Origin of the sequence: Epilithonimonas caeni DSM 17710, assembly GCF_000426465.1 — a bacterium.
Taxonomy (GTDB): Bacteria; Bacteroidota; Bacteroidia; order Flavobacteriales; family Weeksellaceae; genus Epilithonimonas; species Epilithonimonas caeni.
Genome location: NZ_AUFK01000018.1, coordinates 142,862 through 161,120, shown reverse-complemented (window position 1 = coordinate 161,120; position 18,259 = coordinate 142,862). Strand labels below are relative to the sequence as shown.

Sequence of the window (18,259 nt, the reverse complement as noted above, 5' to 3'; positions counted from 1 at the left end):
ATCAAATGGAAAAAATGCAGTCACTTGAAGAATTTTATCGGTCAAAATTTAACCATGTTCCCGAAAATATTCGAAATGGGGTAGGACATTTCAATATTTTTACGATAGATGAATACGCAGGTGGACAGGAGAAACCGGTTGTCTATAGCCGGAAAGATTATTTCAAGATCACACTGATTATCGGGAGAAACAGGATTCACTATGCTGATAAGGTCATTGATATCCAAAAGCAGGCATTATTTTTCACCAATCCACAGATCCCTTACAAATTTGAGTGGATTGACAACCATAAATCCGGATTTTTCTGTGTGTTTACGCCTGCATTTTTTTATCATTTCGGGAACCTGAACGACTATGAAGTTTTTAAACCTAATGTAATACCGGTTTTTGAGCTGACGGATGAACAGCTGGAAGATGTGACGCAGATCTTCAGTAAAATGCAGGCTGAAATTGTTTCCGATTATGTACACAAATATGACCTGCTGAGAAACCTTGTGTTTGATCTACTGCATTATACACTTAAAATGAAACCGGCTTCAAAAGCTGAAAAGCAACAAGCTAACGCTTCTCAAAGGATCACCCATCTGTTCCTGGAACTTTTAGAGCGTCAGTTTCCGATTGAAGATGCGGGGCAGCGGATACACTTTCGGTCGCCATCGGAATTCGCCCATCAGCTTTCCCTTCATGTCAATCATCTTAACAGAGCTGTGAGAGGGGTTACAGAAAAAACAACTTCAGAGATTATTGCCGGGCGCCTATTACAAGAGGCAAAAATTTTACTCAGACATACCGAATGGAATGTTTCGGAAATCGCCTATTCATTAGGTTTTAAAGAAGCTACGCACTTTAATAATTTCTTCAAGAAAAATATGCAAATTACCCCGGTCCAGTTTCGGGAAATGAAGTAGATCTTTGAATATCGACTTATAGAAACTGATGTAAAAGTATTTTCAGAATAATTTACCCCTTTGATTTTTTGGCTTCTGGTAATGCTGTGGATTTTTGCTATAAATGAACCAATGGAAAAAGCAGGTTTGGTCTGACATAGAACGTACAAATGATGTACTAAGAGAAAATGATGGAATACTTATTGCACAAGTGAATATGTTTACCTCACTTCTATTAAATTAAAAATCATTAATATGCGAGCAATTTGGAACGGAGCGATAGGATTCGGATTAGTCAATATTCCCATCAAACTATATTCGGCAACGGATTCAAGCACCCTTGATCTGGATATGCTGGACAGCAAGGATTTGAGCAATATCAGATTCAAGCGTGTCAATGAAAAAACAGGTAAAGAGGTGGTTTGGGAAAATATCGTAAAAGGTTACAAAATCGAAGATAAATACATCGTTCTGAATGATGAGGATTTTGAAGCCGCAAGTCCCGAGAAATCTAAAGTTCTGAGTATTTCTCAATTTGTAAAGGAAACTGAAATTGACCCGGCATTTTTTGAAACGCCTTATTTTTTGGAACCTCAGAAGAATGGAGAAAGTGCTTACAAATTATTATTAAAGGCCTTGACCAAAACTAAAATGGCCGGCATTGGTTCATTTGTTTTGAGGGAACGAGAGGTTCTCTGTCTGATTCGTCCTTATGAAGACAAGATATTAATGGTCAACAGAATGCGTTATCCTGAGGAAATGCGGGATTTTGAGGATTTGAAGATCCCATCAGGCAGTGCGCCAAAACCTGCTGAATTGAAAATGGCAGAGCAGCTGATCAAATCTTTGGCAACAACTTTTGAACCTACGAAATATAAAGATACTTACAATGCAGACCTTTTGAAAATTATCAAACAAAAAGCAAAAGGTAAAAAAATAAAACTGGCGGAGGTCAAAGAACCGGAAGGTAAAGCAACCGATTTGATGGCAATGCTGAAGGCCAGTCTGGAAAAAGGCAAGAAAAAAGCAGGATAGTACTTGAAAAATTTAAGAAATGGCTTTAGAAGATTATAATAAGAAACGGAATTTCAAAGAGACATCTGAACCGGAAGGCAAAGAAAAAGCGAGCGGGAAGAAACTGAGATTCGTGATTCAAAGACATGCTGCTTCGAGACTTCATTATGACTTTCGTCTTGAGATGGAAGGTGTTCTGAAAAGCTGGGCAGTTCCAAAAGGCCCTTCGCTAAATCCTTCTGACAAACGTTTGGCAATGATGGTGGAAGACCACCCGTATTCTTACAGGACATTTGAAGGTTCGATTCCAAAAGGTAATTATGGTGCTGGTGAAGTTGAGATCTGGGATGAGGGAACTTATGAGCCAATCGAAAAAATAGAAGGTAAAAGTGACGATCTTGTAATGCGTGCGGAACTTCATAAGCAGTCACTGAAATTCACTCTTCACGGAAAAAAACTGAAAGGCGAATTCGCATTGGTAAAAATAAAAAATTCTAAAGATGAAAATGCATGGCTGCTTATCAAACATAAGGATAGATTTGCTGTTGATAAAGATTACAATGCTGAGGATCATACTTTAAAAACTTCCAAAGTGACCGCTTATCTCGAAGAGAAAGAAGGTAAAAAAAAAATACTTCCGCCGAAAGCCTGAAGCATTATAAAAACTATGCGCCGGCACTTTCCCGCGAAAAAAAGCTATCAGAATTTATAAAGCCAATGCTTTGTAAAGTCGCTGATAAAGAATTTGATGACAAGGATTGGGCGTTTGAGATCAAATGGGATGGCTACCGAGCGATCGCTGATTTAAGCAAAGATGAGATCCGATTATATTCCAGAAATGGTATCGATTTTTCTCAGAAATTCAAAAAAATAACGAATTCACTTAAGTTACAGGAACACCCGATGATTCTTGATGGCGAGATTGTAGCTTATGATAATAAAAGAAGACCTAACTTCCAATGGCTCCAAAGAATTGGCGATAACCCGGATCTTGCATTGATTTTTCAAGTTTTTGATCTGTTGTGGCTGAATGGACATTCAACGGAGAATCTGTCTTATCTGCAACGAAAAGAATTGTTGAAAGAGGCTCTAGTAGAAAATGAGATCATCAAATACAGTGACCACATTTTAGAACATGGCGAAGAATTTTTCCAGGCTGCGAAAGACATGGGACTGGAAGGGATCGTTGCCAAGAAGACAGACAGTACATACAAAGAGAATATCAGAAGTTCAGAATGGCTGAAAATCAAGATCCATAAAAGTGATGAAGCGATCATTTGTGGATTCACTGCTCCAAAAGGCTCGAGGAAAAAATTCGGAGCATTGATCCTTGGAAAATATCTTAATGGTGAAATGGTATTTTGCGGTCACACGGGCGGTGGTTTTAATGATCGATCACTTTCCGAGATTTATGATAAGATGCAACCCCTGATCACAGAAAAACCGGTATTTAAGATCACACCTAAAACCAATACCAAAGCTACCTGGATAAAACCGCAACTGGTTGCTGAGATCAAATTCACGGAGCTGACAAAAGACTTTATTTACAGGCATCCGATATTTCTTAGACTAAGGGATGATATCAAGCCTCAGAATGTAGAATTTAATTCTAAGAACCTGGCAAAAAAAGAAATTATGAAAAAAGCGGACCCCAAAAAAAGAACTGGAAAAGATGATTTGATAAAGAAAATAGGAAAGCAGGAACTGAAGCTGACCAACCAGAACAAGATCTATTTTCCGGAAGATGACATTACAAAAGGAGATGTGATCGATTTCTATCAAAGCATTTCAAAATATATTTTGCCACATCTGAGAGACCGTCCACAATCTATGAACCGTTATCCTAACGGTATCAAAGGTTTAAGTTTTTTCCAAAAAGATGCCGCAGAAGAAACGCCGGACTGGATAGAAACGCAAAAGGTCTTTTCGGAAAGTTCTGACAAATATATCAATTACATTATTTGCAATGATAAAGAAACGTTGGCCTATCTTAATAATCTCGGCTGTATCGAATTGAATATCTGGACCAGCAGAGTCAAAAAAGCAGACAATCCGGATTATCTCGTTCTTGACCTTGACCCGTCAGACAAAAATTCTTTTGAAGATGTAATAGAAACCGCTCAGGCTGTGAAAGAAGTTCTGGACCTGGCAGGAGTTGATGGTTATCCTAAAACGTCGGGCAGTTCCGGGATCCACGTTTATATTCCGATGAATGCAAAATATTCATACGAGCAGGTCAAGGATTTTGGACATCTTTTGATGCAGATGGTCCAGCAAAGATTACCAGATCTGACGACCTTGGAAAGAAGCCTTCAAAAAAGAGATAAGAATAAGATTTACCTGGATTATCTTCAAAATAGAAGAGGACAGACCTTAGCAAGTGTTTACAGCCTTCGTCCGAAAAATGGAGCACCTGTCTCAATGCCCTTGGAGTGGGAAGAAGTTAAAAATGGACTCAGACCCACGGATTTCAATATTCATAATTCATTAGACCGACTGAAAGAAAAGGGCGATATTTTTAAACCCATTTTAGGAAAGGGAATTGATATGTTGAAAGCAATTAGAAAGTTAGAAGAATAATTATATCAGATCACGATCTTTAGTTGTGCTGTTTATTCCTGGGCGTTTTTTAAAACCAACTTCTTCTCGTTGATTATCTGGAATGCTGTTTTTGTTGTGGTGGAGCTTCAGTATATGTTTTTTATTTACCTGAAGACCCTATTTGTTCTTTTTAAAAGTAATTGAAAATCAATGTTATAATGTGCCTTGTTCTTCCATTGCATTCCGTTCAGTGACCTAGTAATATGACACTGTGTGATTCTTGTCAATAAAAGCTGTAAATGTGTTTTTTGATGGTATCATATACTAAAAAAGAGCATCATTCCTTAAATATTTTTCTTATTTTAGATGGATTAAAATATTGAAAAATTATTTTCACATGACTAAAAAGCTGTTATTGACTTTAGTGGTAAGCTTAGTATTTAGTTTGCAGATAAAAGCACAAAACAAGACAATTGTCCCATCTGATGTCATTCCGTTTCAGGTAACTGTCGAAAAATCTAACTTTAAGGGTAAAAATGCTTTAGCCATGGAAATACAGGGCGAGACTGATGGGGACAAAACACTTGCAATCCTAAAGGATATTGATTTTCACAACGGTATTATTGAAGCAACGATTTCCGGGCAGCCACTTGCCAATGCCGGAGAAACCGCGCGTGGGTTTGTAGGAATTGCGTTCAGGACGGCTTCGGACGCTTCCAAGATGGAGGTTTTCTATTTGCGTCCTACCAATGGCCGGGCCAATGACCAGGTACGAAGAAACCATTCCAGCCAATATATTTCCATTCCGGGATACCCTTGGGAAAAATTACGAAAAGAAGCCCCGGAACAGTATGAAGCCTATGTCGATATTGTGCCTGCGGAATGGACCAAAATAAAGATCGTAGTAAAGGATGAAACTGCCAGACTGTATGTTAACGGTGCTTCTCAGCCTACTTTGATTGTGAATGACCTGAAACAGGGTAAAGATATCCGGGGAAGTATCGGGTTATGGATAGGCCCCGGAACATTAGGCCACTTTACAGACATTATGGTAACCAAAGAGGATTGATGAACATGACGTAAACTGTTGGCAGTTATTTTTGTAAAGTCCAGAAACTAATTAAAACTAAGCTTTTCATATAATTTCAAGAAACACTACGCCTTAGTATATCAAATTGTGTTCATTACTCAAAAAAGGAATTTAAACTTGGTTGGATAAATAATTTAGTTAGATACCGTTGTTTTTTATTTAAGCTTTGGTATATTTGAATATATAATTATCAATCTCCTTATCCTGCTAGTCGTTCAAAGTGTTCGCCAAGTAATATTACCTGTTGTTGGTGATTGATATAATTGAGAAACATCTGCTCTGTGGAGTGGCCGGTGGCCCGTATCAGCAATGGAGTGGGAATTTTTCCATAAAAATTAGTAGCGAAACTTCTTCTGCCAATATGGCTGGTCACGACCTCCCATTTCTCCACATTTTCCATTCGACTTCTGAAGCCTCGCTTTTTTCTTGTCCTCAGGATCTCGGTCAGGCCAGACAGTTTTGCAATTTCTTTTATTTGCCTGTTATAGATTTGTGGCGACAGATGTTTTGGGAAATCATCCTCACTTTGTTCCATGATCTTTTTAATGTTCGGATGAAGGGGAAGCAATATGTGCTTCTTTGTTTTCTTTTGGAAAAATGACAAGTATGGCTTTCCATCGATGAATTGCATTTGTTCTTTGGAAAAATCCATGAAATCTGAGATCCTTTGTCCTGTATAGCAACTGATGATTAGCCATTTTTTTGCATCCTGCAAAGCTTTTGGGACTTTCAGTTCTTCTATTTTGTAAAGTTCCTGCTCGGAAAGGGTTATAACGTTTTTTAGATGCGCGGTTTTTTTTACTACCAATTCTTCACTATATGTCCGTATGCCTTTTCTTGCTGCGAAATTGAGGATAGTTCTGACAAAATATATGGTCCTATGGATAGTACTCTCGCAATATTCCTCTTTTTTCCCAAATAGTAGAAAATTTCTTACAAAATCAGAATTTACACTCTCAATAGATATTCTTTTGGAGACATATCCTTCAAAACGTTCAAGAAGACGTAAAAAGACCTTATATCGTTTCATCGTGGAATTACATATCAACCCATTCTTTTTTTCGATGTATTCTTTCACATAAAATAAAAGGTCATCTTTCTGGTGTTCAATTTCTTTTTGGCAAAAATATTTTTTGATATGAGATATCAGAACCTTTTGTGAGATGATTTTCTTTTTCATTATTCTTTCCTTGATACGCTCCGTTAGAAAGATCTTTAGCTTGTCCAATTTCGCATTCAGTACCTTATGTTTTTTTAGATAGATGTTTTTTGGACGTTGCTTTTCTGTATCCCATTCCTCACTAATGATGCGCAAAGGCAGCAGAAAGAGGAGTTCGATCTTTAGGTTTTCATCTGTTAAGTTGAGGTTTATACTGCAAGTACGGGATGTATTGCTGGGAGAAAGAAAATAATAAAAATTCATCGTTGAAAATATTTTTAACATTAATATTCAACGAAATTACAATAAAAGGGAGTCTAATCTAGACTACTTATTTTCAATATGATCATGTGTCAATGAAACATATTTTAGTCTTGCGAAATTACACATGTATTTAATTAAATATTTGAGTTTGTTGTTAGAAATTCGGAAATAAACTTTGATTTGTTCATTATTCTTCTAATTAAAAAAAACATTTAACCTTCTGTACATCATTCATTTGCATGAGATTAATTCCGAATTCATAACATCATTAATCAGATTTTTATGAAATTGCTGCTTTTAATATGTTTGATCTTATTATTTATAGAATTGTTTTTAAATAATTTTAAATGTTAAGACAATCTTCTATATAGTTATTTCGTGGTCTTTTTCATAAGATATCTTGTGTTAAAACAAGTTAGCAACAAAAGTAGTCTAGATTAGACTCCTTTTGTACTAAGCCAAATGATGAAAATAACACAAATAAAATGGGATATATACCAGAAATCTCATATGGGCAGTAAATTGTTTACACTTTTGCTGTTTTTATCGTTGTGTTGCAATAGTGCTTTTGGGCAACTTTATATTAATGAGGGAACGGTAGTTTTTGTAGCAGATAAGGCATTTATTTGTGAAAATGAAGTGGTCAAGATTCCGGAAAATTTTTCAGATACAGACATTACCGGTGATACTTTAGATTTTACAGTAAATGAGGAAATATCTGTAGATCACAGTATCAATGAGGTTAAAAAGAAGGTGTCTAAACCGGAGCCGGAAATTGAAAAAATTGTAATGACCGAAGAAGTTGCAACGTATAATTTTTCTTCCGGGACAGACCAATATTTTACCTTTTTCAAAAAGAACGGAAATATTGCTACGGTTCTTATTCAGAATCCTAACTTATTGATTCCTTTCCAACCTGTGGTTGAGCAGGATAAAGATTTTACTTTTTTTTCTATACTATCACCTGAGAAATTATCAGAACTATACAAGAACAGTCTATTATATTCCTCTTCAGCCATACGTCCGCCTCCATCAGAAGATGTCCTGCCAGTGCAGAGTTGCTAAAATAGGATTTTTGTTTTCATGATGTTTCCCAAAAACACGCAGGAATGTTATCATGGTTTTATGTCCTTTTAACTGTCATATCAGCTACTTTCAAAGGCAATTAAGTTATAGATTGTCACAAAAAGGGTAAATGACCCATGATGATCATAGGCAATTTTCTTGTCTATGAAATAGATTATAAGATCTATAAGCTACATTTTTTTGCAGCCTTCCACTTGATCGGATTAAGTTGGGAATTGCTTGGAATCAATATTTTTCATGATTGCACAATCATCTAGTTTATTATCAATGATTTGTCCTGCGTATGTAGGCATATTTCCATGTGAAAAAATTGAATATAGGCATGATAATAAAATATCGCTTTTTCCCCAATCATGGAATATTCACTTTATTATAATATTCAGCGAGCTGGATAATACAATTATAGTTCATAACAATTAAAAACACACTAAAAAATGAAAAAATGGAAAAAATAGAAACTTAGCTGAGCAACTTACAATGCTGAGAGTTATAACGTTAGCTTAACTCTTTACTAAAAGCTATCTAAGCTTTAAAATATTATTTAATAACACAAATTTATGAAACCAAAAAACAATTTTTTCCAGAAGCACAGCTTCAGGTTAGCATGGTTTGTTTTGATGACATTTAGTGGAATTACAACCATAAAGTCACAAAATCTGCTGACCGAGAGTTTCAATTATGCTTCGGGGACAACACTCACAAGTTCGTCCTGGATCCAACAGGTAGCAGGAGGCACACCTAACGTCACTGTTTCTGCTGGAAATTTGACTTATCCAGGTACCATTGCCAATAATTTTGGCAATAAAATATCTTTAACGAACACTGGACAGGATGTTTTCCGTTACTTTACCGCAACATCATTAAATACAACTACTCCTGCGATCTATGCAAGTACAGTTGTTAATGTATCAGCAGCGCAAGCTATAGGGGATATTTTCTTTGGTCTTGGTTCAACCACCTATAGTAATTCATACTATTATTCGACGTCGGTGGCTAGATTGTATATCCGTTCCAATGGATCAGGATTTAGCTTTGGAGTAATGAGGTCGTCCGGTACAGTAGAATATGAATCTACTGTCAGACCTTTTAATACCAATATGAAAGTTGTTCTGAAGTATGAACAGGTAGCAGGAACAGTGAATGACATTGTCAAGCTTTATGTAGATCCTGCTTCGGGATCTGAGCCTGCAACTGCAGATATTTCCCATACAGGGACTGCGACTGATGCTACTTCCTTTTCTTCGGTAGAGCTTTATCAAGGAAATGTTGCAAATGCTCCTACATTGGAAATGGATGGCATTAACGTTGGCACAACTTGGGCAAGTGTAAACTCTGCAGTATATGACTATGGAGACACCCCTACAAGCTATGATTTTACTAAGGATGGCGTATATGCTCCTGCTGTGCATACTCCAGTTTCAGGTTTGTTATTAGGAAGTATTCTTCCTGATTTGGAACTTGCTCCCAGCAGCGTAGCTGCAGGTGCTGATAACAATGGAACAAACGGAGATGGTACCGATGAGGATGCTATTGCCGTTTCGGCCAACCAGATCAGAAAAGGTGTACCTTATACTTTAAGCGTACCGGTAACCAATCCATCCGGAACAAAATATTTGTATGGTTGGATCGATTTTAATAACGATGGCAAGTTTCAGTTAGAAGAGGCAGCAACAGTTGTTTCGTTTAATACTGCAGGAAGCAGTACCCAGACGCTTAACTGGACAGGGGTACAAACCGGTACACTTGCTATGGGAGCAACTAAGCTTTATATGAGACTTAGACTTTCAGATAGAAGCTTAGCTGATTTTTTAACAGCAGCCTCAGGAGGAGCTCTTATTGATGAAAGAAGTATTGGAAATGGAGCTACAACAGCAAGTAATGCAGCTGATTATGCGACAGTAGCCAATGGCGAAGTAGAGGATTATCAAATAGAGGTAGTTAATACCTTTGATTATGGAGATTTACCTGCTACATTCGAAAATGATATAAATGGTACTGCTTTGCCAGCATTGCATGCACCGCTTTCAGGATTTAACACAGGAACACTTTTGGACTTAGAGAGTGCACCAAGCAGTGTTGTTGTAGGGGCAGATAATAATGGTACAAACGGAGACGGCGCAGATGAAGATGGCATTACAGCCCTTACAAGTGTAACCCCGGGTGTTATATATAACGTTACCGTCCCGGTAAATATACCTAGTACACTTACAGGAACCAAATATCTGTATGGATGGCTGGATTTGAATGGAGACGGACGTTTTCAAGCAGGGGAATTAGCAAGTAGTATAGCGACGACGACAGCTATTACAGCTACAAATATGACCCTGACTTGGAATGCTGCCCAAACCACAACCATTGCACCCGGAACAACAAAGATCTATCTAAGATTGAGATTGTCAAATCTTAATTTGCTGGATTTTAGCTCAGGCACGCATAGTGGATTAATAGATGAAAGAAGTGTAGGAAACGGAGCTACAGCAGCAAATAATGCAGCTAATGCTCTTACGACCCCTTTTGGAGAGGTCGAAGATTATCAGTTAGAGGTTGGCCTGTATGACATGGGAGACGTTCCGATATCTTATGATACTTCAAAGGATGGTGTGGTTTTGCCCGCTGCACACATGTCGCTAGCCGGATTTATGTTAGGTAGCATTGCCCCAGACCTAGAGCAAGTACCATATAGCGTTGCTGTAGGAGCAGACAACAACGGGACAAACGGAGATGGGTCTGATGAGGATGCTATAAATACTTCAGCAAATAAGATCAAAATCGGAGTACCTTATGTTCTAAGCGTACCAGTAACCAATCCGAGTGGATCCACAAAATATCTTTATGGTTGGATCGATTTTAATAACAATGGTAAATTTGAAGCTGGTGAATTTGCAACAGCTTCGACAAGTGCCGTAGGAAGCAGTACATTAACACTCACATGGACGGCTGTTCAGACAGCTACAATTACTGTCGACAAGCTTTATATGAGGCTGAGGCTTTCCAACAGAGCATTGCTGGATTTTACGAGTGGAACCGGTGCCACGGATATGGATGAGAGAAGTATTGGGAATGGTGCAGCAGCAGCCGGTAATCCGTCGAATCACGCCACTCCAGTTAATGGAGAGGTGGAAGACTATCAGATAGAGTTAGATAACACTTTTGATTATGGAGATGTACCTTCTACATTTGAGATTGATAAAGATGGTAATCCATTGCCTGCATTACATGCTTCTATTTCAGGATTTACCATAGGGAAACTTATAGACCAGGAAGAGGCACCAAGCAGTGTAGCTACGGGAGCAGACAATAATGGAACAAACGGAGATGGTGTCGATGAAGATGGTCTTACAACGCTTACAAGTGTAAGCCCGGGTGTTGCATACAGCATCGATGTTCCTGTAAATATTCCAAGTACACTAGCGGGAAGCAAATATCTGTACGGATGGTTGGATCTGAACGGTGATGGACGTTTTCAAGTCGGAGAAGTTGCAACAGGAAGTGTAACAGGTGTTGGCGAGCAGCTTTCCACCCTTACATGGTCTCAGGCCCAAACTTCAACCATCGCATCTGGAACTACAAAGATCTACCTAAGATTGAGATTGTCAAATCTTAATTTGCTTGATTTTAGCTCAGGTACGAATAGTGGATTAATAGATGAAAGAAGTGTTGGAAACGGAGCTATTGCAGCAAATAATGCAGCTAACGCTCTTACAACTTCTTTTGGAGAGGTCGAAGATTATCAATTGCCGGTTGGCCTGTATGATTTCGGAGATGCGCCCGTAAGTTATGATACGAATAATGCCACTGCTTTTGTTCCTGCAAGACACAGGGCAAATCCGTTATACACTATCGGAACAATTGTAGATGCAGAACAAGCAGCACAAAATGTTGCTCCAGGTACCGATAACAATGGAGCCAATGGTGACGGTCAAGATGAAGACGGAACAGGTGTTGCCACCATTACCAGAGGAGCGCCTTTCAGCTTTTTTACAAATATCAATGCACCAGCAGCATCCAATGCCATTGCATGGATCGATTTTAATAATGATGGTAAATTCCAGACTTCTGAAGCAGCTTATGCTACTTCTACAGCTACAACTAATGGATATCAGACTACATCTACGGGAGCTAGCACAGTGAATTTCTGGTTCAGAGGTGCACAAACCAGCTTGATACCGGCAGGGGTAAACAATCTGTATGTTAGGGTAAGACTTAGCCAGACTGCAGGCGCAGATAATACCGGGACTGCAGATATTGATGAGCGTTCTATAGGTGATGGAGCAAGTACAGGTGTGTACACCTTGCCAAGCTTTGGAGAAGTAGAAGATTACCGCTTTACAGTGGGTAATAACATTTATGATTTTGGAGATGCTCCGATAAGCTATGAGATGGACAAAGATGGAACAGTTGATCCAGTCAATTTCAAACCTGCTAGAAATTTTAGCTCACAAAATTTATATCTGGGAACAACTTGGGATCACGAATCTGGTCCGGCTTCTGTAACCAATCCAAATGATAATAATAATCCTAACGGAGATGGTTCTGACGAAGATGGTATCACAGGTCCTTTGTACATTAATCCGGGTGCGATCAATACATATACCTTGGGAGTAAAGAATTACACAGGTGCTAATGCCACATTAATGGTTTGGATTGATTTCAATAACAATGGAAGATTCGAGGCAGGCGAAAGGCAAACTTTGTCTGTTCCCGTAGGAGGATATGCGCAACCAATATCTTTTACGGCAGCGCAAACTGCTCTTGTTTCTACCTCAACAAACAAAGTATATATGAGGGCAAGGTTGATGCAGGCAGAAGGTGGGGTGACACTTGGAGACTTAACTACTGGTACTAATTCAGGCGTGGTAGACGAATATGCTATCGGTGATGGATTGTCTTCAGGAGTGTACGGATACGTAGCTCTTGGTGAAGTTGAAGACTATCAGTTGCAAGTGGTTCGTGATTTTGGAGATGTACCTGCTTCCTATGAAAATGGTAGTCCTGCTTTCCATTCTAATGGTGCAGAACCAGACTTGTACATGGGAGTCGATGTTGATTATGAGTTTGCTCCTCAAAGCGTAGCTGCAGGAGCGGATAATAATGGGACTAATGGTGACGGAGCAGATGAAGATGCATTCTCTTCACCCCTGACCATTACAAGCGGAAGCCAGTTTACGATGAGTGTTCCGGTAACTACAAAAACAACGGGAACCAAGTACTTGTACGGATGGATCGATTTTAACGGTGACGGAGTATTTAATGGTAACGAAGCTGCTACAACCTCTGGATCTATTGTAGCAGGTACAGCCGGTCAGTTGAGATTAACCTGGACCAATACCAATGCTTCTCCAGCTGTTCTTGCAGCAGGAAAAGTCTATGTAAGATTAAGACTGTCCTCTGCTAGTCTTGGTACTTTTGCTAATTCTCCTGCTACAGATACACGCAGTTACGGTGGAAGCACCGCTTTGGGTGAAGTAGAAGATTATCGATTCAACATCGTAAGCGGAATTTATGACTACGGAGATGCTCCGGCTATTTACTCCAGAAATCAGGTTGGCTCAAATGTGGAACCAAGACAATCACAATCTGATGTATTGAGACTTGGATTGACAGTAGATACAGAATTTGCTGCAAATACAGTAGCAGAAGGTGCAGATAATAATGGGACCAATGGAGATGGAACAGATGAAGATGGTATTACCACAGTAATGCCGGTGTATAAAGGTACAGCCTATTATTCTGACGTAGAAGTATTCAATAATTCGGGATCAGCTAAAAATCTTTACGGATGGATTGATTTTGATAACGATGGTTATTTTGAATTATCTGAAGTTGCCACAGTGTCTGTGCCTAGTTCTGCTGTACAACAGAAAGTTCAGCTGACTTGGAATAATACAACAACTGCAACGATTCCTGTAGGAGCAACCAACGTGTATATGCGTCTTCGTATTTCAGAAGGTACATTGGCCAATAATGCAAATGCTTTACTGGATGAACGTTCCATAGGAGATGGACTTACTACAGGCGTATATGGGACTGCCTTTGGTGGTGAAGTGGAAGATTATAGATTACCAGTAGCTATCACTTATGATTATGGAGATGCTATCGACAGCTATGATACCAGCAGAAATGGAGTTATTGCACCTGCAAGACAAGCTGTCAGCAGTGCATTGTATATTGGAAATGCTGCTCCGGATTCTGAGGGAAGTAAACAAACCTCAGCAACAGCAATCGGGGATGATAATAATGGAACAGATGATGAAGATGGTGTAGAGATCTCCCCAATGTATGCAGGCGGGGGTTACGCTTATTCTGTACGTGTAAAGGCATACAATAATACAGCAGGACCTAAAACACTTTACGGATGGATCGATTTTAACAACGATGGCCGTTTCCAAGTTGGAGAAGCGACAAACGTATCCGTACCTATTGCTGCAACCCAAGGATATGTCACCCTTAACTGGACAGCGGGACAGAATGTAATTGCAGGAAACCCTGACAATCTAAAGCTACGTTTACGTTTATCTGAGGGAACTCTTACGGATTATACTACGGCACCCCTTGGTGATTTGGTAGACGAAAGAGCCTTAGCTGACGGATTAAATACTGGTGAATATCATGCTACAACACCTGTTATCTATAATGGTGAAGTGGAAGATCACATCATCCCTATGACCACACAGCTTGATTATGGTGATGTTCCTTTGTATTTTGAAGATAACTTCATAGGAACTTCTGTTCCTGCACGTCACAGACAAGTTGAAGATCTTATTATAGGAGCCACGATTGATCTTGAGAATGGGGCCCAAAGTGTAACAGGCGGTTCGGATAATACCGGGACCAATGGTGACGGTTTGGATGAAGATGGTATCGATAATACCGTTCCATTGCCTACACTTTATTCAGGGGCAGAATATGCTGCATTGATTAACATCAGAAACAATCTTGCCACTGCAGCAACATTGCATGCCTGGATTGACTTGGATGGAAATGGACGATTCACATCTAATGAATATACTTCTACTGCGATTCCAGCAAACGCAGGAGATTATGTTGGCAAATTAACTTGGGCTGCACCCACTTATACAAGTACGGCAAACTATACTTATATGAGGGTCCGCCTTACCAATGCTGTGCTTACGGATAATACCAGTACGGATAATGTGGACGAACGTTCCATAGGAGACGGGCTCACTACAGGAGCGTATGGTACGATACCGCAAAACGGTGAAGTAGAAGATTATTATCTGCCGGCAGTGCCGAACGACAATACGACAATAGATTGTACTAATGATGATGACCGTTTAGGCGTGTTGGATCCTTTGCAGGCCTTATTCCATGGTACAATCGTTAAATTACGTAATTCTGAGTTTCTTGTTTTTGGAAATAGTGCAGCCGCAAATGGTACTGATCAGATGAATCCAATAAAAGTGACCCCAACCAACGGATATAATTATGCCGGAGTTCCTTTATTGCTTACAGGTGCGTCTAACGCATGGAATCACCAATATATGTTGCTTTCATCTGCAGGATTGTATGTATGGGGACAAGGAAATGTTAATGCTACTCCAGGTTCTCCTATAGTATTTCCTGGAGGTACAGGTTTCCACCAGGTGGCATTACCTACAGGAGTTGGTCCTGCAAACATCCAGTTTATGGATGCAGGTAGTTCTTCGTCTTATCTAGGTTCATTGATGCTTCTGACTAAGACAGGAGAAATTTGGGTGTATTCCAATACAGTAGGAAGCGATGTACAAGGAGATGGAAATACGGTTGCTACCGGATGGCATCAGGTAATGACAGATGCCGGAACACCGCTTACCGGAATGAAAGATGTTCGCTCAGCAGGAGGATCTGCCATAGCAACAAACGGAAACGAGTTTTACACATGGGGTAGGAATGTATTTTTGGGTGATGGACAAAATCAATCCAACAAAAGTTATGCAACCAAGATGACAACTCCTACCGGCATCAGTCTTCCTGTAAAACAACAGGATATTGCTAATGCTAATACTCCTTCTACATCATATTTCTTAAGAGACAGTGCCGGAAAGGTTTTTGTTTTAGGAAACAATGCTAGTGGAGAGTTAGGTTTAGGAAATACCAATGATTCTAGAATTTGGCGTACCATCAATTTTATGAATGAAGAGCCAAACGCCGCAGGGAATCAAACGGATGTCACAAAGGCTATAAGACCTGTTAAATGGATCTCTGCAAGTAATCATGATAATACTTACGGAACATTGTTCAGTGTGATTACCGATGAAAAAAGAATCTATAGTACGGGCTCTAATTCAGGTTCCAGAAGTGGGGTGGTAAATCCTACAAGCACACAGATACTGACAGCAGTAACTATTGGGAATGGTACAGCAATGCTTCCGGGAGAGATGACCTATGTAGAAGCAGGTGGACATATATCCATAGCTGTACAAGCAGGTAGCGACCGTTTTGGTTATGTAGGGCATACGATAGATGGAAGTGATGGATGTGGAGGTTGTACAGGAACACCTACAGAATATAACTTTACCAAAACCCCAGCAATTGGGCAGGTATGTGGTAACAAGCTGCTTGATTATGGAGATCTGGATGATAGATATAATCTGGGCGATAAAGCCAGCCATGAAATTTCATACATACCGGAAGACAACAAACTATTTTTAGGAATAGTGCCTCCGGATGCTGAAAATGGACCGCAATTTACGGTTACAGGAAGTGGCAACGATGCTTTCGGAGATGACACTACTGGATTCCCTGATGATGAAGATGCATTAAATGCGACACATTATATACCAGCCCAACCAGCTCAACCAGCTATACCTGATAATCCTGCTACGCCTGATATAGATGAAAGTAGACCTGAAATACCTGCACAGCCAGAAAGGCTTGAAGCATTTTTACCTGTAAAAACAGCAGGCTCAACCTATACATTAAGTATACCGCTTACCAATAATACGGGAAGCACGGCGTACCTGTATGGCTTCATCGATTGGAACTATAACGGCATCTTTGAACCAGGGGAGGCAATAGAGGTACCGGTACCTTCTTCGGCAGCACAGCAGACGATAGATCTTACATGGCCGGATAATTCTGCCATATGTGGAACTGAAGTTGTAAGAAGTTTTGTACGTTTACGTTTAACGACAGAGCAGTTTGTAGATGATACCACCACCGCTGCTGACGAGCGTAGTTTCTTAGCTGCACCGGATGGGGAAGTAGAAGACTATTATGTAGATTGGACTCCAGCTGCATGTCAGAACTTCTGCTACAAACCAGGAGCAACAACAGGAGGGGATACTCTGGATACTAAAGTAGGGGTCACTTCTCTTAGCAGAGCAGGAATGGATGATTCAGACAACTGGCCGATGGTTCGCAAGGGAGCATGGATTGCATTGGAATCCAAGACCAAAGGTTTTGTGGTAAACAGAGTTGCTTTCTCAGATGCGGACAATGATCCTGCAACCATGGATGTACCAACAGGTATCCCTTCTGAAAATTTTGTTGAAGGAATGATGGTATATGACACTACAAACAAATGTCTTAAAATGTATACAATTAAGGACGGAGATACTGTGCCGGCATGGCATTGTATCAGTACTCAGGCTTGTCCCGATTAATAATAATTTGAGCCGTAAGCAAAAAGCAACAGTTTTTTCTGTTGCTTTTGCCCAAAGCTTTTGATTTAAATTTTATATAATGAAAAAAATAAAGATACACACAAAAAAAAATGGTCTGTTCTTTCTGGTAATGCTTTCTGGTCTGGCTTATTCTCAGGCAATTGAAGGGTCGATAGATAAAAATCCTGTATATTCTATTGAAGGTACTGGGTATCAGGAATCGGGATCGAAAAGACAGTTCATCTTTTCAAATCTAAATATTGAGGGCGACAATAAAAATGAAATTATTCTGAATAACAATGAAATTACCGTGAAAAAAGATGGTATATACAGAATAAGCCTATCCTCAGAAATTAACAAAGGAGTGGAAAAAGAACAACAATTGCAATATTCCATTCATCTGAATGATAAGGAAGCTTTTCTGTCTGAAAAGGGAGCTATTTCGCCGGAAGGATTATATTATTTCCAGATACAGATGAAGAGTGGAGATACATTAAGCTTTGATGTTCTAAGTGATAAAGTGCTTGGTGCCACTTCGAAAAACAAACTGTCCGTAAGATTTACAGACCCTAAGCTAATAACGTTCTCTGATCATAATCATTAAGATTAATTA

9 protein-coding genes are annotated in these 18,259 nt (G+C 39.4%); 8 read left to right on the top strand and 1 reads right to left on the bottom strand.

Annotation, left to right across the window (positions count from 1 at the left end):
* Positions 1-14 precede the first annotated feature (14 nt).
* The 5 genes from K319_RS0112480 (at position 15) to K319_RS0112455 (ending at position 5,511) form a co-directional block, all read left to right on the top strand.
* Positions 15-908, top strand: a complete 894-nt coding sequence (locus tag K319_RS0112480) for a helix-turn-helix domain-containing protein (protein WP_235696106.1) — start codon at positions 15-17, stop codon at positions 906-908.
* Positions 909-1,142: 234 nt separating this feature from the next.
* On the top strand, positions 1,143-1,922 hold the full coding sequence (gene ku, locus K319_RS0112470) for a non-homologous end joining protein Ku (RefSeq protein ID WP_027383902.1): 780 nt from the start codon (positions 1,143-1,145) through the stop codon (positions 1,920-1,922).
* A 19-nt stretch (positions 1,923-1,941) separates the two neighbouring features.
* Entirely contained in the window at positions 1,942-2,553 is a 612-nt protein-coding gene (locus tag K319_RS0112465; protein ID WP_027383901.1) for a DNA polymerase ligase N-terminal domain-containing protein, read from the top strand.
* A gap of 65 nt (positions 2,554-2,618) precedes the next feature.
* Positions 2,619-4,481 (top strand): DNA ligase D, encoded by a 1,863-nt coding sequence (gene ligD / locus K319_RS0112460; protein WP_027383900.1) that lies wholly within the window; start codon positions 2,619-2,621, stop codon positions 4,479-4,481.
* Between the two features lie 358 nt (positions 4,482-4,839).
* Positions 4,840-5,511, top strand: a complete 672-nt coding sequence (locus tag K319_RS0112455) for a hypothetical protein (RefSeq protein WP_034671730.1) — start codon at positions 4,840-4,842, stop codon at positions 5,509-5,511.
* Positions 5,512-5,731: 220 nt separating this feature from the next.
* On the opposite strand, the gene K319_RS0112450 is transcribed toward K319_RS0112455, so the two are convergent.
* A complete protein-coding gene (locus K319_RS0112450) occupies positions 5,732-6,955 on the bottom strand; it encodes a phage integrase SAM-like domain-containing protein (protein WP_027383898.1) in 1,224 nt (407 codons plus the stop codon).
* Between the two features lie 462 nt (positions 6,956-7,417).
* Here K319_RS0112450 and K319_RS0112445 point away from each other — a divergent pair, with 462 nt between their 5' ends.
* The 3 genes from K319_RS0112445 to K319_RS0112430 all read left to right on the top strand — a co-directional run bounded on the left by K319_RS0112445 (position 7,418) and on the right by K319_RS0112430 (position 18,250).
* Complete coding sequence (locus K319_RS0112445) at positions 7,418-8,020, top strand: hypothetical protein (protein ID WP_156907097.1); 603 nt, start codon at positions 7,418-7,420, stop codon at positions 8,018-8,020.
* Between the two features lie 578 nt (positions 8,021-8,598).
* A complete protein-coding gene (locus K319_RS0112435; RefSeq protein WP_027383896.1) occupies positions 8,599-17,646 on the top strand; it encodes a GEVED domain-containing protein in 9,048 nt (3,015 codons plus the stop codon).
* A 79-nt stretch (positions 17,647-17,725) separates the two neighbouring features.
* Complete coding sequence (locus K319_RS0112430; protein ID WP_027383895.1) at positions 17,726-18,250, top strand: hypothetical protein; 525 nt, start codon at positions 17,726-17,728, stop codon at positions 18,248-18,250.
* Positions 18,251-18,259 lie beyond the last annotated feature (9 nt).

Coding starts and splice junctions, on each gene's coding strand:
- K319_RS0112480 (WP_235696106.1), top strand. CDS start 15: ATGCAGTCACTTGAAGAATTTTATCGGTCAAAATTTAACCATGTTCCC.
- ku (WP_027383902.1), top strand. CDS start 1,143: ATGCGAGCAATTTGGAACGGAGCGATAGGATTCGGATTAGTCAATATT.
- K319_RS0112465 (WP_027383901.1), top strand. CDS start 1,942: ATGGCTTTAGAAGATTATAATAAGAAACGGAATTTCAAAGAGACATCT.
- ligD (WP_027383900.1), top strand. CDS start 2,619: ATGCTTTGTAAAGTCGCTGATAAAGAATTTGATGACAAGGATTGGGCG.
- K319_RS0112455 (WP_034671730.1), top strand. CDS start 4,840: ATGACTAAAAAGCTGTTATTGACTTTAGTGGTAAGCTTAGTATTTAGT.
- K319_RS0112450 (WP_027383898.1), bottom strand. CDS start 6,955: ATGAATTTTTATTATTTTCTTTCTCCCAGCAATACATCCCGTACTTGC.
- K319_RS0112445 (WP_156907097.1), top strand. CDS start 7,418: ATGATGAAAATAACACAAATAAAATGGGATATATACCAGAAATCTCAT.
- K319_RS0112435 (WP_027383896.1), top strand. CDS start 8,599: ATGAAACCAAAAAACAATTTTTTCCAGAAGCACAGCTTCAGGTTAGCA.
- K319_RS0112430 (WP_027383895.1), top strand. CDS start 17,726: ATGAAAAAAATAAAGATACACACAAAAAAAAATGGTCTGTTCTTTCTG.